Source organism: Pseudomonas sp. GT1P32, assembly GCF_054897805.1.
The window spans coordinates 4,513,159-4,531,444 of the sequence record NZ_CM142704.1; the positions used below are offsets into that span (position 1 = coordinate 4,513,159).

An 18,286-nucleotide genomic window follows, 5' to 3' on the forward strand; every position below is an offset into this window, starting at 1 on the left:
CCTCTATGTGCTTTTTCGAACAATTTGCTATCGTGCCGGACCTGCCCAAGCCTCCGCCAGCGTTGTTGAGGTTGCAGATCCGACTATAAGAGAAGCCTTGCCATGACCACAGCGCCCTCGAGCATCGCGCAGCCGACCCAGCCCGCACGTCCGTTGACCCGCAATGACTACAAGACTTTATCGCTGTCCGCCCTTGGCGGCGCGCTGGAGTTCTACGACTTCATCATCTTCGTGTTCTTCGCCACGGTGGTCGGAAAGCTGTTCTTCCCGGCCGACATGCCCGAGTGGCTGCGCCTGATGCAGACCTTCGGCATCTTCGCCGCCGGTTACCTGGCGCGTCCGCTGGGCGGCATTGTGATGGCGCACTTCGGCGACCTGCTGGGTCGCAAGAAAATGTTCACCCTGAGTATTTTCATGATGGCGGTGCCGACCCTGATCATGGGTTTGCTGCCGACGTACGCGCAGATCGGCATGTGGGCGCCAATCCTGTTACTGCTGATGCGCGTGATTCAGGGCGCAGCGATTGGTGGTGAAGTGCCCGGCGCGTGGGTCTTCGTTTCCGAACACGTACCACAACGGCATATCGGCTACGCCTGCGGCACCCTGACGAGCGGTCTGACGGCGGGGATCCTTCTGGGTTCGCTGGTTGCCACCGCGATCAACAGCATTTACACCCCGGTGGAAGTGTCGGATTACGCCTGGCGGATCCCGTTCCTGCTCGGTGGCGTGTTTGGCCTGTTCTCGGTTTACCTGCGCCGCTGGCTGCACGAAACCCCTGTTTTCGCCGAGCTGCAACTGCGCAAGGCACTGGCCGAAGAAGTGCCGCTGCGTGCCGTATTGCGCGACCATCGCGGCGCGATCGCGATTTCCATGCTGCTGACCTGGTTGCTGTCCGCCGGCATCATCGTGGTCATCCTGATGACCCCGACCGTGCTGCAGACGGTTTATCACTTTGCACCGACCACCGCGTTGCAGGCCAATAGCCTGGCGATTGTGTTCCTGAGCCTGGGATGTGTGGCTTCCGGCGCGTTGGCCGACCGCTTCGGCGCTGGCCGGGTGTTCGTGTTCGGCAGTGCCGCGCTGCTGATCAGTTCGTGGACCTTCTATCACAGCCTGTTCAACCACCCGGACTGGCTGTTCCCGATGTATGCCCTGACCGGTCTGTTGGTCGGCACCATTGGTGCGGTGCCGTACGTGATGGTCAAAGCCTTTCCAGCAGTGGTGCGCTTTAGCGGGCTGTCGTTCTCCTACAACCTGGCCTATGCGATTTTCGGTGGCCTGACGCCGATGGTGGTGACGTTGCTGCTGAAGGAGAGCCCGATGGGGCCTGCGTATTACGTGGCGATCATTTGTGGCGTCGGGATTGTGGTCGGCGGTTATCTCTGGAAGAAGGGTCGCTAAGACGACTGACGCCTTCGCGGGCAAGTCGGAACGCCGCCCGCTCGCTCCTACAGGTACACCGTTTACCTGTAGGAGCGAGGCTTGCCCGCGAAGAACGATAACGCGGTAATACGTTGAAACACGGAATACTGGCCTTTCATCCAATTGTCATATTTCAGCCATAGAGTGTTCACACGGCCTGCTGATACTTGGCCCCGACTAACACACTCTATCTGCTAGGAGTAAGGCATGAAACTGAAGCGTTTGATGGCGGCAATGACTTTTGTCGCTGCTGGCGTTGCGACTGCCAACGCGTTCGCCGCTGTTGACCCGTCGATCCCGAGCTACACCAAGACCACTGGTGTGTCGGGCAACCTGTCCAGCGTCGGCTCCGATACCCTGGCCAACCTCATGACCCTCTGGGCTGAGAACTACAAAAAAGAATACCCGAACGTAAACATCCAGATTCAGGCCGCTGGCTCCGCCACTGCGCCACCTGCGTTGACTGAAGGCACCTCCAACCTGGGCCCGATGAGCCGCAAGATGAAGGACACCGAACTGGCTGCCTTCGAGCAGAAGTACGGCTACAAGCCAACCGCTATCCCGGTTGCCGTGGACGCCCTGGCTGTCTTCGTTCACAAAGACAACCCGATCCAGCACCTGACCATGGAACAAGTCGACGCGATCTTCTCGTCCACTCGTCTGTGCGGCGCTAAAACCGACGTGAAAACCTGGGGCGACCTGGGTGTGACCGGCGACCTGGCCAACAAGCCAGTTCAACTGTTCGGTCGTAACTCGGTATCCGGCACTTATGGCTACTTCAAAGAAGAAGCCCTGTGCAAAGGCGACTACAAGCCAAACGTCAACGAACAACCAGGCTCGGCTTCGGTCGTGCAGTCGATCAGCTCCTCGCTGAACGGCATCGGTTACTCGGGCATCGGCTACAAAACCGCTAGCGTGAAGACTGTGGCACTGGCCAAGAAAGGCAGCCAGGACTTCATCGAAGACACCGAAGAAAACGCCCTGAACGGTAAATACCCGCTGTCGCGTTTCCTCTACGTTTACGTCAACAAAGCCCCGAACAAGCCTCTGGCCCCGCTGGAAGCTGAGTTCGTGAAACTGGTTCTGTCCAAACAGGGCCAGGAAGTTGTAGTGAAAGACGGCTACATCCCACTGCCAGCCAAAGTTGCTGCCAAAGCACTGGCTGACCTGGGTCTCGCGGAAGGCGGCGCTGAAGTCGCAAAAAAGTAAAACCCTAGGTCCGGGTTGATCCCGGACCTGTAGGAGCGAAGCTTGCTCGCGAACGCGGTGGGTCAGTCGACATTGATACTGAATGTGAAGACCCATTCGCGGGCAAGCCTCGCTCCTACAAGGCTCAGGGTTGCCATTTCCGGCGACCCGGCCCCCCCAAATTTCCTATCCACTGCCAGTTCCCGCTGGCGGCGGATTTGTTGCGTCACTGCATTGTCATCTTTCTGTCATACAGGATCGCTAGGGTGTGCGCATGAATGATCTGGCCAATTCCACCATGACTACAAATCCCCCCAAGCGAATTGATTTCAATACGCCTGAGCTGCAACGCAAGCGCCGCATCCGCGCGCTCAAAGATCGCCTGACCCGCTGGTACGTCCTCGTTGGCGGCCTTGCCGTTCTTGGCGCGATCACGCTGATCTTCTTCTTCCTTGCCTACGTCGTTTTCCCCCTGTTCCAGGGTGCCGACCTGACCGCCAAGGAATCCATCACGCCCGCCTGGATGCAGGACGCCGGCAAGCCGCTGATGATCTCCCTGGAAGAACAGAACCAGGTCGCCATGCGGGTTTCCGACAAAGGGCAGGCGCTGTTTTTCGACATCGACAGTGGCGCCGAACTCAAGCGCGTCGATCTGCCGGTTCCGGCCGGCGCTACCGTGACCTCCATCGGCGAAGACCAACCGGGCCATCCATTGGTGGCGGTGGGCTTGTCCAATGGCCAGGCGCTGGTGTTCCGTCACACCTATAAAGTCAGCTACCCGGACGGCAAGAAGACCATCTCGCCGGCCATCGAATATCCGTACGGCGAAACCCCGATCGCGCTGAACGAGGCGGGCGGTGCGCTGGAGCACGTCAGCCTCAACGCCACCGATTCGACCCTGATGCTGGTCGGTTCCACCGGTTCGCAACTCAATGTTCTGTCGCTGACCAGCGAAGAGAACATGATGACCGGCGAAATCACCAACGAGCAGAAACGCATTGATCTGCCGCAGATGACCGAGCCGGTGAAGAACATCTTCGTCGACCCGCGTCAGCAGTGGCTGTATGTGATTAACGGTCGTGCGCAAGCCGACGTGTTCAGCCTGCGCGACAAGAGCCTCAACGGTCGCTACAAGCTGCTCGAAAACGGCGATGCCGAAATCACCGCCAGCACCCAACTGGTGGGCGGTATCTCGCTGATCCTCGGCGACTCCAAAGGTGGCCTGGCCCAGTGGTTCATGGCCCGGGACGCGGATGGTGAGCTGCGCCTGAAGCAAATCCGTACGTTCCAGATGGGCACCACGCCAATCGTTGAAATCACTGCCGAAGAGCGTCGCAAAGGCTTCATCGCCCTCGACGCTTCCGGCAAGCTCGGCGTGTTCCACAGCACCGCGCACCGCACCTTGCTGGTGGATCAGGTCGTGGAAGGCCAGGGCCTGTTCGGCCTGTCGCCACGGGCCAACCGCGTGATCGTGGAAGCCGGCGGCAAGATTCAACCGCTGCTGCTCGACAACCCGCACCCGGAAGTGTCCTGGAGCGCGCTGTGGAGCAAGGTCTGGTACGAGAACTACGACGAGCCTAAATACGTCTGGCAATCGACCGCCGCCAACACCGATTTCGAACCGAAGCTGAGCTTGTCTCCGCTGACCTTCGGTACCCTGAAAGCCGCGTTCTACGCCATGCTGCTGGCCGCGCCACTGGCCGTCGCTGCGGCGATCTACACCGCGTACTTCATGGCTCCGGGCATGCGCCGCAAGGTCAAGCCGGTGATCGAGCTGATGGAAGCGATGCCGACGGTGATCCTCGGTTTCTTCGCCGGTCTGTTCCTCGCACCGTATGTAGAAGGGCATTTGCCGGGCATCTTCAGCCTGCTGATGCTCTTGCCGATCGGCATTCTGGTCGCCGGTTTTGTCTTCAGCCGTCTGCCTGAATCGATCCGCCTGAAAGTGCCGGACGGTTGGGAAAGCGCGATTCTGATTCCAGTGATCCTGTTCGTGGGCTGGCTCTCGCTGTACATGAGCCCGTTCATGGAGAACTGGTTCTTCGGCGGCGACATGCGCATGTGGATCTCCCACGATCTGGGCATCACCTACGACCAGCGCAACGCACTGGTGGTCGGTCTGGCCATGGGCTTCGCGGTAATTCCGAACATCTACTCCATCGCCGAAGACGCCGTGTTCAGCGTGCCTCGCGGCCTGACCCTCGGTTCCCTGGCCCTCGGTGCCACGCCGTGGCAGACCATGACCCGCGTGGTGATCCTCACCGCCAGCCCGGGCATCTTCTCGGCGCTGATGATCGGCATGGGCCGCGCGGTCGGTGAAACCATGATCGTGCTGATGGCCACCGGTAACACCCCGGTCATGGAAATGAACCTGTTCGAAGGTCTGCGAACGCTGGCCGCCAACGTCGCGGTGGAAATGCCCGAATCGGAAGTCGGCGGCAGCCACTACCGCGTGCTGTTCCTCTCGGCGCTGGTGCTGCTGTTGTTCACCTTCGTCATGAACACCCTCGCAGAACTGATTCGTCAGCGTCTGCGCAAGAAATACTCGTCGCTTTAAGAAAGGTAGAAGTCTGTGAAACAGAACTCCCTGAATGGATGGTTCAAGAGCGGCGCCCCCGGCGTCTGGATCAGCGGTGGCGCGGTGTCCATCGCGGTCATCATGACCATTGGCCTGCTGGCGGTGATTGCCGTGCGCGGTCTGGGTCACTTCTGGCCGGCGGATTTGATTCACGCCAGCTACGACGTGCCGGGCCAGGCCAATCACCTGGTCGTCGGCGAAGTGGTGCAGAAAGAAGAAGTGCCGCGCGCGCGCCTGAAAAGCGCCGGGCTGCCGGTGCCTGACGAAGGCCCGGAGTTCATGACCCGCGAGCTGATCAAGGTCGGCAACCGTGACTTGAATGGCAACGACTTCACCTGGATCGTCGGCGAGTGGCTGACCAACCAGAAGACGCCGCCTGAGCTGATGGCCATCGAGCGTCGCGAGTGGGGCAACTTCTACGGCTACCTGGTCAACGTCAAACAGGATGGCAAGGTCATCGCTGAAGGCGAGGCTGCGTGGCCTGAGTTGCAGGCCCGTGTTGCCCGCGTCAACCAGCTCGCTGCACAGCTCAAGACCCTGGAAAAAGTCGACATCGGCGCGATCAACTCAGGCCTCGAACGCATCCGTCTGCACGGTCGCAAACTGGAACTGGCCGGCAAGCTCGATGCCACCGCGCAAGCGGACATGGAATCCGAGCGTGCCGAGCTGAACGCACGTTATCAGGACATCGAAGCGCGCCTGAACGACCTGCACGCCCAGTTCAATCGCGACAGCCTGACGGCCCGCGATGCCAACGGCAAAGAGATTGAAATCGGCATCGGCAAAGTGGTTCACGCCTACCAGCCAAACGCCATGGGCACGATGACCAAGATCGGTTTCTACTTCAGCAAGGTCTGGGAATTCCTCAGCGACGACCCGCGTGAAGCGAACACCGAAGGCGGGATCTTCCCGGCCATCTTCGGCACCGTGATGATGACCCTGATCATGGCGATGATCGTGACCCCGTTCGGCGTACTGGCGGCGGTTTATCTGCGTGAATATGCCAAGCAGAACGCGCTGACGCGGATTATCCGCATCGCCGTGAACAACCTGGCGGGCGTTCCGGCGATCGTTTACGGCGTGTTCGGTCTGGGCTTCTTCGTTTACGTGCTGGGCGGCTCGGTCGACCGGTTGTTCTTCCCTGAAGCGCTGCCGGCACCGACCTTCGGTACGCCGGGTCTGCTCTGGGCTTCGTTGACCCTGGCGCTGCTGGCGGTGCCGGTGGTGATCGTGGCCACCGAAGAAGGCCTGGCGCGGATTCCTCGTACCGTGCGTGAAGGCTCGTTGGCCCTCGGCGCGACCAAGGCGGAAACCTTGTGGAAGATCGTGCTGCCGATGGCCAGCCCGGCAATGATGACCGGCATGATCCTCGCCGTGGCTCGCGCCGCCGGTGAAGTGGCGCCGCTGATGCTGGTGGGTGTGGTGAAACTGGCGCCATCGCTGCCGCTGGATGGCAACTACCCGTACCTGCACCTTGACCAGAAGATCATGCACTTGGGCTTCCATATTTATGACGTCGGCTTCCAGAGCCCGAACGTCGAAGCCGCACGACCGCTGGTGTACGCCACAGCGCTGCTGCTGGTGCTGGTGATCGCGACATTGAACCTGTCGGCCGTTTATATCCGTAACCACCTGCGCGAGAAATACAAAGCGCTGGATAGCTAATCAACTGTAGGAGCCGGCTTGCTGGCGATGCTGGCGGCTCGGTCCGTCTGGTTCACCGCGGTGATGTCATCGCCAGCAAGCCGGCTCCTACAAAAGAATTGTGTAACCGCAGGCCCGGCCTGCGGCCCCGAACCGAATTTGTCAGCACAGGGAGCCTCCCATGCAGCACGAAGCACATACCCACGGCATCAACATGTCTGCCCTGGGCCGCGACAAACAGAGCCTGAGCCTTGCGCAGGAAACCGTGGCCATTGAAGTGCCGGGCCTGAGCCTGTTCTACGGCGACAAACAAGCGCTGTACGACGTCAGCATGAACATTCCGAAACAGCGCGTGACCGCCTTCATCGGCCCGTCCGGCTGCGGCAAGTCCACGCTGCTGCGTACCTTCAACCGCATGAACGACCTGGTCGATGGCTGCCGCGTAGAAGGCGAAATCAACCTTTACGGCAACAACATCTACCGCAAGGGCGAAGACGTGGCCGAGCTGCGTCGTCGCGTCGGCATGGTGTTCCAGAAGCCGAACCCGTTCCCGAAAACCATCTACGAAAACGTGGTTTACGGCCTGCGCATCCAGGGCATCAACAAAAAGCGCATCCTCGACGAAGCCGTCGAGTGGGCATTGAAAGGCGCGGCGCTGTGGGACGAAGTCAAAGACCGTCTGCATGAATCGGCACTAGGCCTGTCCGGTGGTCAGCAACAACGTCTGGTCATCGCGCGCACCATCGCCGTGGAACCGGAAGTGCTGCTGCTCGACGAACCGTGCTCGGCACTCGACCCGATCTCGACGCTGAAAGTCGAAGAGCTGATCTACGAACTGAAATCGAAATTCACCATCGTCATCGTGACCCACAACATGCAACAGGCCGCGCGGGTTTCCGACTACACGGCGTTCATGTACATGGGCAAACTGGTGGAATTCGGCGACACCGACACCTTGTTCACCAATCCGGCGAAGAAGCAGACCGAAGACTACATCACTGGTCGCTACGGCTAGGAAGCTGTTGTTGCTCACTGAACTGACGCTGCGGTCCACCGCACCTTACCGGACGCTCCAAGGACGCCAACATGATTAGCAAAGAAGGCCTTACCCATCACATCTCCCAGCAGTTCAACGCTGAGCTGGAGGAAGTGCGCAGCCACCTCCTGGCCATGGGCGGGCTGGTCGAGAAGCAGGTCAACGACGCGGTTACCGCGCTGATCGAGGCCGACTCCGGCCTGGCCCAGCAGGTTCGCGAGATCGACGACCAGATCAACCAGATGGAACGCAACATCGACGAAGAATGCCTGCGCATTCTGGCCCGTCGTCAGCCGGCCGCGTCCGACTTGCGTCTGATCATCAGCATCTCCAAGTCGGTGATCGACCTTGAGCGCATCGGTGACGAAGCAACCAAGATCGCCCGTCGCGCCATCCAGTTGTGTGAAGAAGGCGAAGCCCCACGCGGCTACGTCGAGGTGCGCCACATCGGCGACCAGGTGCGCAACATGGTTCGCGATGCACTGGACGCGTTTGCCCGTTTCGACGCCGACCTGGCGTTGTCGGTGGCGCAGTACGACAAGATCATCGACCGCGAATACAAGACCGCCCTGCGTGAACTCGCCACCTACATGATGGAAGACCCGCGCTCTATCTCGCGGGTTCTGAGCATCATCTGGGTGCTGCGTTCGCTGGAGCGCATCGGCGACCACGCGCGCAACATCTCCGAGCTGGTGATCTACCTGGTGCGCGGCACCGACGTGCGTCACTTGGGCCTCAAGCGCATGAAGGAAGAAGTTGAAGGCACAAGTGGTGAAACCGCTAATGTTCCGGGCAAAGTTGACGATAAGTAATATTGCCCAAGTAAAGCGCCCGGCCTTTTGGCCGGGCGTTTTTGTTTGCGGGTTTACGAATTTGAATGCAGCACCCGCGAACGAAAAGTCCCGGCGTGACTGAAGGTTTTTGGCAATGTGCCATCAGCAAAGCGGTATGCTTGCCGGGATTTTTTAAAGGGGTGATGGATGAGTAAGGTCAGTGTATTGGTCGTGGACGATGCGTCGTTCATTCGTGACCTGGTGAAGAAGTGCCTGCGCAACTACTTCCCCGGGATCCGCATTGAAGACGCGGTCAATGGCAAGAAGGCTCAGGCCATTCTCGCTCGGGAAGCGTTCGACCTGGTTCTGTGTGACTGGGAAATGCCGGAAATGTCCGGCCTGGAACTGCTGACCTGGTGCCGCGAGCAGGACAACCTCAAGACCATGCCCTTCGTCATGGTGACCAGCCGTGGCGACAAAGAGAACGTCGTCCAGGCGATCCAGGCCGGTGTATCCGGCTACGTCAGCAAGCCGTTCACCAACGAACAACTGCTGACCAAGGTCAAGCAGGCGCTGAACAAGGTCGGCAAGCTCGACACTTTGATGAACAGCGCGCCGACCAAAATGAACTCGGCGTTCGGCAATGATTCCTTGAGCGCGTTGACCGGCGGAAAGCCTGCCGTGGCCAGCGTCGCGCCAGCAGCGGCGCCGGTCAACCCGTTTGCCAAACCTGTCGCCGCAGCACCGGCCCCGGCTCCTGCGCCTTCTCGCGGCCTGCTCAACAGCCCGCCGGTAAAAGCACCGGCTGCGTCTGCAGCGCCATCCGGTGGTCGTGGCCAAGGCCAATTGCGCCTGCCCAATGGCATTCAGCAATGCGTGATCAAGGCCTTGAGCCTCAAGGAAGCGCTGCTGGTGGTCAAACGCAGCGAAGCCCTGCCGCAAGTGCTCGACAGCGCCGTGCTCGATCTGGAGCAAGGCGACAACGCTGAAGTCGCCCGCCTGAACGGTTACCTGCACGCCATCGTCGCCCACGAGCAGAAACCCGACAGCGAATGGCTGCAACTGACGTTCCGCTTTGTCGACCAGGATGCGCAGAAACTGGATTACATCTCCCGTTTGATAGCACGTGGTACGGCGCAGAAGCATTTCGTTCCAGGCGCGTGATCTTCGTCGCCTGACAGTCCGCCTTCGCGGGCAAGCCTCGCTCCTACAGGTTCACACCGTACTTGTAGGAGCGAGGCTTGCCCGCGAAGGGGCCATCAGATTCACCACACATCCCCCCGACCTGCCCATTTTGAAACATCTGCCGACTACCCGGGTCCATTGCAGCTGCTAGGCTCATCCCCAGGCCTTACTCGACAGAATCCTGCCCATGCTCGCGCGCCTGCTGTTTTGCTATGGTCTGTTCATGGCGTCCACCTCGGCCATGGCCATGACCATCTACAAATCCACTGATGCCAATGGCGTGGTCTCCTACAGCGACCGCCCCACGAAAGGCTCCCAGGTGTTCACTTTTCGTGATCGCATGGTCGAGCACCTTGAGCGTCAGGTGTACCTCGTCATCACAAAGAAGAAGGGCGTAGACAGCGTGTACGTGCGCAACGACCTGTACGCGCCGGTACAGATCGAGTTGAGCTTTGCCGGGCTGCAGAACGTCAGTGGTGCGCCGAGCCGGCCGATTCGCCGGGTCATGCCGGCGCGCAGCAGCATTCGTCTGGCGCTGCTCACGGCGACGCAGGCTGAAAGGCCGCTCGCGTACATCCCCAGATTTGAATACTTCCTGGGTGATCCCTCAGGAGCCGCCATGGCCTATCGATACCCGTTCCCCTGGCGCGGTGGACCGTTTCGGCTGAGCCAGGGCGCCAATGGCCAATACAGCCACTTCGGCCCCAAGAATCGCTACGCCATGGACATCGCCATGCCCGAGGGCACGCCGATCATCGCGGCGCGCGGCGGGGTGGTGGTGAAAACCGAGAATGCCCAGACCGGGCGCGGCAACGATCCGTCAGGCAATTTCGTGCGGGTGCTGCACGATGACGGGACGATGGGCGTGTACTTGCACCTCAAGCGAGGTTCGGTGAGTGTTCGCGAGGGGCAGCGGGTGTCGGTGGGCAGTCCGCTGGCGCTGTCGGGCAATACAGGCAACAGCAGCGGGCCGCACCTGCATTTCGTGGTGCAGCGCAATACCGGGATGGGGCTGGTGTCGATTCCGTACCAGTTCAATCAACCGGTCGGCGCGTTGCCCAACTTTGCGTTGGGCAAACAATAAAGTGTTGTCTGGACTGACGCTTTCGCGAGCAGGCTCGCTCCCACATTGGAATGCGTTTCCCTGTGGGAGCGAGCCTGCTCGCGATGGGATCGATGCGGTTCCGGATCAGCCTGTTTAATCCAGCATCAACACCTTGGCCAAAATAATCTTCGGCCCTTTCATCTTCTTGATGATGATCCGCAAGCCTTCGACTTCCAGCACTTCTTCCTCTTCCGGCACCCGTTTCAGGGATTCATACACCAGCCCGGCGAGGGTTTCGGCTTCGACGTGGTCCAGGTCGATGCCCAGCAGGCGCTCGACCTTGAACAGCGGCGTATCACCGCGAACCAGCAACTTGCCCGGCTGGTACGCGAGGATCCCGCGCTCAGCCTTGCGGTGTTCGTCCTGAATGTCGCCGACCAGCACTTCCAGCACGTCTTCCATGGTCAGGTAACCGATGACGTTGCCATCGGCCTCTTCAACCAGTGCGAAGTGCGAGCCGCCTTTGCGGAACTGTTCCAGCAACTGCGACAGCGGCATATGGCGCGACACGCGTTCCAGCGGTCGGGTCAGCTCAGCCAGGTTGAACGACTCGGGAATGTGGTCCAGCGCGGCCAGTTCCAGCAGCAGGTCCTTGATGTGCAGCAGGCCGACGAACTCCTGGCGATCGCTGTCGTACACCGGATAACGGCTGAACTTGTGGCGACGGAACATCGCCAGGATTTCCTTGAGCGGCGCATTGAACTCCAGCGTCACCAGGTCTTCGCGGGAGTTGGCCCAGTCGACCACTTCCAGCTCGCCCATTTCCACCGCCGAGGCCAATACGCGCATGCCTTGGTCGCTCGGGTCCTGGCCACGGCTGGAGTGCAGGATCAGTTTCAGTTCTTCACGGCTGTAATGGTGCTCGTGATGGGGGCCGGGCTCACCCTGGCCAGCAATGCGCAGGATGGTGTTGGCGCTGGCGTTGAGCAAGTAAATCGCCGGGTACATCGCCCAATAGAACAGGTACAGCGGCACGGCGGTCCACAGCGACAGCAATTCGGGTTTGCGGATGGCCCAGGATTTCGGCGCCAGTTCACCCACCACGATGTGCAGGTACGAGATGACAAAGAACGCGGCGAAGAACGACACGCCCTTGATCACTTCGGCCGACTGTACGCCGACGGCTTCAAGCATAGGCTCGAGGATGTGCGCGAACGCCGGTTCGCCGACCCAGCCAAGGCCCAGGGAGGCGAGGGTGATACCCAATTGGCAGGCCGACAGGTAGGCATCGAGCTGACTGTGAACGGTGCGCAGGATATGCCCGCGCCAGCCGTTTTTATCAGCGATGGCCTCGACCCGGGTCGAGCGCAGTTTGACCATGGCGAATTCCGCCGCAACGAAAAATCCGTTGAGCAACACCAGGATCAGAGCAAAAAGAATCATGCCGAAGTCGGCAAAGAGTGTCGCGAGGGTCAAGCCAGGGGAAGGGTCCATGATGGAGTTTTGCGGGTTCCGTGTATTCGAAAAGGGGGTCAATGCGGTGCCTGAAGGGCAGGCACAAGTCAGCCAATGTAGCGGCTGACCGGGTGCTTGCCTAGTGGCGAATGCTGGCCGGTATCAGTCGGCCGTGCTGATGACCCGGGATTTGGTGACCTGGGCCGGCGCGAAATGGCAGGTAAACGTACTGCCGTGGCCCGGCACGCTGCTGATTTCCATCCGTGCGCGGTGGCGCAGCAGCACATGTTTGACGATGGCCAGCCCAAGCCCGGTGCCGCCGGTGTTGGAGTTGCGGCTGGAATCGACGCGGTAGAACCGTTCGGTCAGGCGCGGCAGGTGTTTGCTGTCAATGCCGATGCCGGAGTCCTGCACGCTCAGGTGCGCGCCTTGCTCGTCGCCCCACCAGCGAATGCGGATATTGCCTTCGGCCGGTGTGTATTTCACCGCGTTGAACACCAGGTTGGAAAACGCACTGCGCAATTCGGCTTCGCTGCCCTTGAGCAGAATCGTCGGATCGGCTTCCAGGGTGATGCGCTGATTTTTTTGCCCGGACAGTTGCTGAGCGTCGCCCTTGATCGATTGCAGCAAGCCATCGATGGCCACGGGCTGGTTGTCCGACGGGTAATCGGTGGCTTCCAGTTTGGCCAGCAGCAGCAAGTCGTTGAGCAACGTCTGCATGCGCCCGCCTTGCTGCTGCATTTGCTGCAGGGCACGGCTCCAGCGTGGGTTTACGTCCTCGACGTTGTCCAGCAGGGTTTCCAGATACCCGCAGATCACCGTCAGCGGCGTGCGCAGTTCATGGGAAACGTTGGCGATAAAGTCTTTGCGCATCTGTTCCAGCTGATGGATGCGCGTCACGTCGCGCACCAGCATCAAGTGTTCATTGTTGCCGTAACGGGTGATGTACAGCTGAATGCGCAGTCGATCATTGATCGGTGACGGGATTTCCAGCGGCTCGGCGTAGCTTTCCTGCTCGAAGTATTCCTTGAAGCGCGGATGGCGCACCAGGTTGGTCACCGGCTGGCCACTGTCCTGCGGCGTCTTGAGGCCGAGCAGGGTTTCCGCGGCGCGGTTCCACCATTCGAGGTTGCCGTCGGTGTCGAGCATGATCACCGCGTCTTTCAGCGCGGCAGTGGATTCCTGGACCCGGTCGATCACCGCTTGCAGGCGTCCGCGCACGCGTTGGTCGCGGCGTTGCAGGTGATAGATGCTGTCGAACACTTCGCCCCACAGGCCATAGCCATCGGGCGGCGCTTCATCGGGTTTGTGCAGGCGCAGCCACTCGTGCAGACGCAGCAATTGCTTGAGGGTCCAAGCCAGGTAAAGACCCAGGCCCGCAGCGAGGCTCCAGCCGTAGTAGCCGGTGATCAGGCCGATCACCAGGCAGGCGGTGACCAGTAGCAGCATGTGGCGAATCAGGGTGCCATGCCAGTTTTGGTTCACTTGAACGCGCGTCCTTGTCAGCTTGTCGGGCGGGAAAGGGCTGAATCAGGCTTTGGTGGAAAACCGGTAGCCGGTGCCGCGCACGGTTTGTACCAGATTTTCGTAGGCATCACCGAGGGCTTTGCGCAGGCGACGGATGTGCACGTCGACGGTGCGTTCCTCGACATACACATTGCCGCCCCACACCTGATCCAGCAACTGGCCACGGGTGTAGGCGCGTTCCTGGTGGGTCATGAAGAATTGCAGCAAGCGGTATTCGGTCGGGCCCATCTCGGCGGGTTTGCCGTCGATGGTCACGCGGTGGCTGATCGGGTCCAGCAGCAGGCCGCCGACTTCAATCGGCGCTTCGCCATCGGTAGGGCCGGCGCGGCGCAGCACTGCTTTGAGGCGCGCAACCAGTTCGCGCGGGGAAAACGGCTTGGTGATGTAGTCGTCGGCACCGACTTCCAGGCCCTGGATCTTGTTGTCCTCTTCGCCCTTGGCGGTGAGCATGATGATCGGGATGTCCCCGGTCAGCTCATCGCGCTTGAGGCGGCGGGCCAGTTCGATGCCGGAGGTGCCGGGCAGCATCCAGTCGAGCAGGATCAGGTCCGGTTTGCGGTCGACGATGATCGCGTGGGCCTGTTGCGAGTTTTCGGCCTCCAGGCAGTCATAGCCGGCCATTTCCAACGCAACGGCGATCATTTCGCGAATGGGCGCTTCGTCGTCGACGATCAGAATGCTCCTGCCAACCATGCCTTTAATCCTCTTGTCATTTAACTGTCTTGCGCCGCATTAGATAACGGAATTATTGCAGTCGTGTGACAGTATTTTAGTCGCCCGGCGATTGTCATGATCCTGATCTATTCTCTAAGTCCGAACCCTGACAACCACCAAAGAAGGTTTCCATGACTCAATACACGCAATCCCTTAAAGCCCTGATGCTGGCAGCTGCCCTGTCTTTGCCGGCAATGGCCTTCGCGGCTGAGCCTGTGATGATGAAAGACGGTGTGATGGCGGACCACAAGGGCATGACGTTGTACACGTTCGACAAGGACACCACCGCCGGCAAGTCTGTGTGCACTGGTGAGTGTGCGGAATACTGGCCAGCGTTCAAGGCGCCAGCGGATGCCAAGGCCGAAGGTGACTGGACAATCGTCAAGCGTGACGACGGCACGATGCAGTGGGCCTACAAGGGCAAACCGCTGTACTACTTCAAGAAGGACGCGAAACCGGGAGACAAGGCCGGTGACAAAATGAAGGACGTCTGGCACGTCATCACCAACTCCGGACCGAAGATGTAACCCCGATCCGAAACGGCGGCCTCGTTTCCGTAGGAGCGAGGCTTGCCCGCGAAGGCGTCAGCCGCCTCACCGCGCCGCGTAATCCAAAACAATCCCCACAAAAATCGCCAACCCCGCCCAATGGTTGTGCAAAAACGCCTTGAAGCAGCGCATCCGGTCCTTGCCACGGGTGTACCAGAACTCCCACGCAAAACAGCCCGCCGCCGCCAGCAATCCCAAGTGGAACCAGCCGCCCAACTCGAACTTTGACCCGGCCAGCAGCAGGCAACCCAACGCCAAGCCTTGCAGGGTCAGGATGATCACGCGGTCCGCCTCGCCAAACAGAATCGCAGTAGATTTCACACCGATCTTCAAGTCGTCGTCGCGATCAGTCATCGCGTAATAGGTGTCATAACCCACTGTCCACAGCAGGTTGGCGATCCACAGCAACCACGCCGCCGCCGGCAGTTCGCCGGTTTCGGCAGTGAACGCCATCGGCATCCCCCAGGAAAACGCCGCGCCCAGCACCACTTGCGGGTAATAGGTGTAGCGCTTCATGAACGGGTAAGTGAAGGCCAGCGCCAAACCGCCGAACGATAGCCAGATCGTCGCCGCATTGGTGCAAAGCACCAGCAGGAAACTCACGCCCATCAGCAATGCAAAGAACACCAACGCTTCTTTGGAGCTGATCTTGCCGCTCGGCAGCGGGCGCTGTTCGGTGCGTTTCACATGGCCATCGACCTTGCGGTCCGCCCAATCGTTGATCACGCAACCGCCGGCGCGGGTCAGCACCACGCCGAGCACGAAGATCACCACGTTGGCCAGCGACGGCGAGCCTTTGCCGGCAATCCACAGCGCCCACAGCGTCGGCCACAGCAACAGGTAAATGCCGATCGGCTTGTCCATGCGCGTCAGCTGAATGAAATCCCAGGCCCGAGGGTTCAAGCGATTCAGGGACTTGAGCAGGCTTTGGTACATCAGCAGTTCTCCGGATGGGCGCGGGTGGCGTGCCACAAGGTCGGCAGGAAAATCTCGGCCACCAGCACGCTCAGGGCGCCACGGTCGAAGCGCGAGCGACGGCCCCACAATTCAGGTGCCCGGCACTCCATCGGCAGCCACTCCTGAGGATAGTGACAAACCTCGATGGCGCGACGCTGAAACGCCTGATCGCAAAACAGCAACTCGCCCAGCGAGCGGCTGCCCAACTCGTCCATGTGCAACCCGTCGCCCTGCAACGCGCTGCGTGCCGCCACACTGCGGGCGAACACCCAGGCTTCACCGTGGCCGCGCAGATACACCTCGCGCACCCAGCCTTCACTGTCTTCGGCCAGGTCCAGTGCCGCACATTCGTCCGCGCGCAGCGGTTGCCAGCCTTCGAACAACGGCGTGACGCTGAAACCGTCATTCGACAGACGGGTCAGCCGTCGGGTCAGCGAACCTTCGTCGAACAACCAGTCGAGGGTAGACGTGTCGGGGAGCGGCGAAAGTCGGCTTTGGGGAAGCCAGAAAGGAGGTTTTGAGTGCGGCACAGTGAGTCATTATTGGCAGCAAATGAGGCGGCGAGCTTACCATGTCGGTCGGTGATTTTGATTGACCCGGCGCCCCATTGCGTCGAACAGGCTTGCATCTGCCGGGCCCGATCAGTACAAAACGCCCTGAGCCGGACGGCAACGCTGCAACCATCGACCGTCCGCGCCGGCAATAAGCCTGAATCCTGAGGATGTACCTGAATGAAAAAGTGGCAATGTGTGGTCTGCGGCCTGATCTACAACGAAGCCGACGGCTGGCCGGATGACGGCATTGCGCCGGGCACCCAGTGGCAAGACGTGCCGGAAGACTGGCTGTGCCCAGACTGCGGCGTCGGCAAGATGGATTTCGAAATGATTGAAATCAACTAAGACATTTAGAGGAGTAAGGAATGAACGCACCTGTCGTGATCGTCGGCACCGGGCTGGCTGGCTACAACCTCGCCCGGGAGTTTCGCAAACTCGATAGCGAAACCCCGCTGCTGCTGATTACCGCCGATGACGGGCGCTCCTACTCCAAGCCGATGCTCTCCACGGGCTTCGGCAAGAACAAGGATGCCGACGGCCTGAGCATGGCCGAACCCGGCGCCATGGCCGAACAACTGAAAGCCGAAGTGCGCACCCACACGCGCATCAGCGGCATCGACCCGGGCCATAAGCGCCTGTGGATTGGCGAAGAATCGGTGATCTACCGCGACCTGATCCTGGCCTGGGGCGCCGAAACCGTGCGCGTGCCTATCGAAGGTGACGCAGCGGACGCGGTGTTCCCGATCAACGACCTCGAAGACTACGCGCGCTTTCGTGCGGCGGCAGCGGGTAAACGTCGGGTGCTGTTGCTCGGTGCCGGCCTGATCGGCTGTGAATTCGCCAACGACCTGATCCTTGGCGGTTACGAGGTGCAACTGGTTGCACCGTGCGAACAGGTCATGCCGACCTTGCTGCACCCGGCGGCAGCCGCTGCGGTCCAGGCCGGGCTGGAAAGCCTCGGCGCACGTTTCCACCTCGGGCCGGTGCTCAACCGTTTGCAGCGTGTTGAAGATGGATTGGAAGCGCATCTGTCGGACGGTCAGGTTATTCCGTGCGACGTGGTTGTCTCCGCCATCGGCCTGCGTCCGCGCATCGACTTGGCGGCGGCTGCCGGTGTACAGGTCAATCGTGGTGTGGTCGTCGACCGTCACCTGAAAACCTCTCACGCCAACATCTACGCCTTGGGCGACTGTGCCGAAGTCGACGGGCTGAATTTGCTGTACGTGATGCCCCTCATGAGCTGTGCGAGAGCGCTTGCCCAGACCCTCGCCGGAAACCCGACGGCGGTGAGCTATGGCGCGATGCCGATCACCGTTAAAACGCCGGTTTGCCCATTGGTGGTTTCGCCGCCGCCACGGGGTTTGGAAGGCGTCTGGACCGTCGAAGGGCAGGGCGCTGACATCAAGGTTTTATGCCGCGATACCGCCGGAAAACTGCTCGGTTATGCCCTGACAGGCGCGGCGGTGATGGAAAAACTCGCGCTGAACAAAGAGCTTCCGCCGCTGCTGGCGTAAATACCGGTCGTTCTGTCGGAATCACCCCTCTTTTGCCCCCACAAACGTCGCGCCGAGACTGGCGCGGCTTCTCCGTGCATGCCATTCTCACTCCCGTCTGCCGCAGAGTAGAGCACCTGCGGCGCTTTGGGCGCTGTTCCAACGAG

16 protein-coding genes are annotated in these 18,286 nt (G+C 60.5%); 11 read left to right on the forward strand and 5 right to left on the reverse strand.

Features of this window, described 5'->3' with window-relative positions:
* Window positions 1–102 precede the first annotated feature (102 nt).
* The 8 genes from ACYZUC_RS20625 to ACYZUC_RS20660 all read left to right on the forward strand — a co-directional run bounded on the left by ACYZUC_RS20625 (window position 103) and on the right by ACYZUC_RS20660 (window position 10,910).
* On the forward strand, window positions 103–1,401 hold the full coding sequence (locus ACYZUC_RS20625) for an MFS transporter (protein WP_223416439.1): 1,299 nt from the start codon (window positions 103–105) through the stop codon (window positions 1,399–1,401).
* Window positions 1,402–1,629: 228 nt separating this feature from the next.
* Window positions 1,630–2,631, forward strand: a complete 1,002-nt coding sequence (locus tag ACYZUC_RS20630) for a phosphate ABC transporter substrate-binding protein PstS (RefSeq protein WP_461990042.1) — start codon at window positions 1,630–1,632, stop codon at window positions 2,629–2,631.
* Window positions 2,632–3,133: 502 nt separating this feature from the next.
* Window positions 3,134–5,167 carry an ABC transporter permease subunit gene (locus tag ACYZUC_RS20635; RefSeq protein ID WP_461996735.1) on the forward strand — a complete coding sequence of 678 codons (2,034 nt, stop codon included), beginning with the start codon at window positions 3,134–3,136 and terminating at the stop codon, window positions 5,165–5,167.
* A gap of 15 nt (window positions 5,168–5,182) precedes the next feature.
* Window positions 5,183–6,853: a phosphate ABC transporter permease PstA gene (gene pstA, locus ACYZUC_RS20640; RefSeq protein ID WP_461990044.1), complete on the forward strand. Its 1,671-nt coding sequence runs from the start codon at window positions 5,183–5,185 to the stop codon at window positions 6,851–6,853.
* Between the two features lie 160 nt (window positions 6,854–7,013).
* Complete coding sequence (pstB, locus tag ACYZUC_RS20645; protein WP_461990046.1) at window positions 7,014–7,847, forward strand: phosphate ABC transporter ATP-binding protein PstB; 834 nt, start codon at window positions 7,014–7,016, stop codon at window positions 7,845–7,847.
* Between the two features lie 71 nt (window positions 7,848–7,918).
* Window positions 7,919–8,680 carry a phosphate signaling complex protein PhoU gene (phoU, locus tag ACYZUC_RS20650; RefSeq protein ID WP_008030696.1) on the forward strand — a complete coding sequence of 254 codons (762 nt, stop codon included), beginning with the start codon at window positions 7,919–7,921 and terminating at the stop codon, window positions 8,678–8,680.
* Window positions 8,681–8,848: 168 nt separating this feature from the next.
* Window positions 8,849–9,805, forward strand: coding sequence for a response regulator (locus tag ACYZUC_RS20655; RefSeq protein WP_461990048.1), 957 nt, complete (start codon window positions 8,849–8,851; stop codon window positions 9,803–9,805).
* 208 nt (window positions 9,806–10,013) lie between these two features.
* Window positions 10,014–10,910, forward strand: coding sequence for a peptidoglycan DD-metalloendopeptidase family protein (locus tag ACYZUC_RS20660; protein ID WP_461990050.1), 897 nt, complete (start codon window positions 10,014–10,016; stop codon window positions 10,908–10,910).
* 114 nt (window positions 10,911–11,024) lie between these two features.
* On the opposite strand, the gene ACYZUC_RS20665 is transcribed toward ACYZUC_RS20660, so the two are convergent.
* The 3 genes from ACYZUC_RS20665 to phoB form a co-directional block, all read right to left on the reverse strand.
* A complete protein-coding gene (locus ACYZUC_RS20665) occupies window positions 11,025–12,365 on the reverse strand; it encodes a hemolysin family protein (protein WP_461990052.1) in 1,341 nt (446 codons plus the stop codon).
* A gap of 123 nt (window positions 12,366–12,488) precedes the next feature.
* Window positions 12,489–13,775: a phosphate regulon sensor histidine kinase PhoR gene (gene phoR / locus ACYZUC_RS20670; protein WP_461996736.1), complete on the reverse strand. Its 1,287-nt coding sequence runs from the start codon at window positions 13,773–13,775 to the stop codon at window positions 12,489–12,491.
* An 81-nt stretch (window positions 13,776–13,856) separates the two neighbouring features.
* Window positions 13,857–14,546, reverse strand: coding sequence for a phosphate regulon transcriptional regulator PhoB (gene phoB / locus ACYZUC_RS20675; protein WP_007896474.1), 690 nt, complete (start codon window positions 14,544–14,546; stop codon window positions 13,857–13,859).
* A 152-nt stretch (window positions 14,547–14,698) separates the two neighbouring features.
* Here phoB and ACYZUC_RS20680 point away from each other — a divergent pair, with 152 nt between their 5' ends.
* A complete protein-coding gene (locus tag ACYZUC_RS20680; protein WP_223416441.1) occupies window positions 14,699–15,094 on the forward strand; it encodes a COG4315 family predicted lipoprotein in 396 nt (131 codons plus the stop codon).
* A 66-nt stretch (window positions 15,095–15,160) separates the two neighbouring features.
* On the opposite strand, the gene ubiA is transcribed toward ACYZUC_RS20680, so the two are convergent.
* Complete coding sequence (gene ubiA / locus ACYZUC_RS20685) at window positions 15,161–16,051, reverse strand: 4-hydroxybenzoate octaprenyltransferase (protein WP_461990054.1); 891 nt, start codon at window positions 16,049–16,051, stop codon at window positions 15,161–15,163.
* Window positions 16,051–16,602 (reverse strand): chorismate--pyruvate lyase family protein, encoded by a 552-nt coding sequence (locus ACYZUC_RS20690; RefSeq protein ID WP_461990056.1) that lies wholly within the window; start codon window positions 16,600–16,602, stop codon window positions 16,051–16,053. Before ACYZUC_RS20690 ends, ubiA begins: the two co-directional genes overlap by 1 nt.
* A gap of 201 nt (window positions 16,603–16,803) precedes the next feature.
* On the opposite strand from ACYZUC_RS20690, the gene ACYZUC_RS20695 reads away from it, so the two are divergent.
* Together ACYZUC_RS20695 and ACYZUC_RS20700 are read left to right on the forward strand one after the other, a co-directional pair.
* Window positions 16,804–16,971 (forward strand): rubredoxin, encoded by a 168-nt coding sequence (locus tag ACYZUC_RS20695; protein ID WP_074872076.1) that lies wholly within the window; start codon window positions 16,804–16,806, stop codon window positions 16,969–16,971.
* Between the two features lie 20 nt (window positions 16,972–16,991).
* Window positions 16,992–18,140, forward strand: coding sequence for an NAD(P)/FAD-dependent oxidoreductase (locus tag ACYZUC_RS20700; RefSeq protein WP_461990058.1), 1,149 nt, complete (start codon window positions 16,992–16,994; stop codon window positions 18,138–18,140).
* The last annotated feature ends 146 nt before the right edge of the window (window positions 18,141–18,286 follow it).

What these genes read in the sequence shown, in the direction of transcription:
- ACYZUC_RS20625 (WP_223416439.1), top strand. Translation starts at nt 103, where the DNA reads ATGACCACAGCGCCCTCGAGCATCGCGCAGCCGACCCAGCCCGCACGT.
- ACYZUC_RS20630 (WP_461990042.1), top strand. Translation starts at nt 1,630, where the DNA reads ATGAAACTGAAGCGTTTGATGGCGGCAATGACTTTTGTCGCTGCTGGC.
- ACYZUC_RS20635 (WP_461996735.1), top strand. Translation starts at nt 3,134, where the DNA reads ATGCAGGACGCCGGCAAGCCGCTGATGATCTCCCTGGAAGAACAGAAC.
- pstB (WP_461990046.1), top strand. Translation starts at nt 7,014, where the DNA reads ATGCAGCACGAAGCACATACCCACGGCATCAACATGTCTGCCCTGGGC.
- phoU (WP_008030696.1), top strand. Translation starts at nt 7,919, where the DNA reads ATGATTAGCAAAGAAGGCCTTACCCATCACATCTCCCAGCAGTTCAAC.
- ACYZUC_RS20655 (WP_461990048.1), top strand. Translation starts at nt 8,849, where the DNA reads ATGAGTAAGGTCAGTGTATTGGTCGTGGACGATGCGTCGTTCATTCGT.
- ACYZUC_RS20660 (WP_461990050.1), top strand. Translation starts at nt 10,014, where the DNA reads ATGCTCGCGCGCCTGCTGTTTTGCTATGGTCTGTTCATGGCGTCCACC.
- ACYZUC_RS20665 (WP_461990052.1), bottom strand. Translation starts at nt 12,365, where the DNA reads ATGGACCCTTCCCCTGGCTTGACCCTCGCGACACTCTTTGCCGACTTC.
- phoR (WP_461996736.1), bottom strand. Translation starts at nt 13,775, where the DNA reads ATGCTGCTACTGGTCACCGCCTGCCTGGTGATCGGCCTGATCACCGGC.
- phoB (WP_007896474.1), bottom strand. Translation starts at nt 14,546, where the DNA reads ATGGTTGGCAGGAGCATTCTGATCGTCGACGACGAAGCGCCCATTCGC.
- ACYZUC_RS20680 (WP_223416441.1), top strand. Translation starts at nt 14,699, where the DNA reads ATGACTCAATACACGCAATCCCTTAAAGCCCTGATGCTGGCAGCTGCC.
- ubiA (WP_461990054.1), bottom strand. Translation starts at nt 16,051, where the DNA reads ATGTACCAAAGCCTGCTCAAGTCCCTGAATCGCTTGAACCCTCGGGCC.
- ACYZUC_RS20695 (WP_074872076.1), top strand. Translation starts at nt 16,804, where the DNA reads ATGAAAAAGTGGCAATGTGTGGTCTGCGGCCTGATCTACAACGAAGCC.
- ACYZUC_RS20700 (WP_461990058.1), top strand. Translation starts at nt 16,992, where the DNA reads ATGAACGCACCTGTCGTGATCGTCGGCACCGGGCTGGCTGGCTACAAC.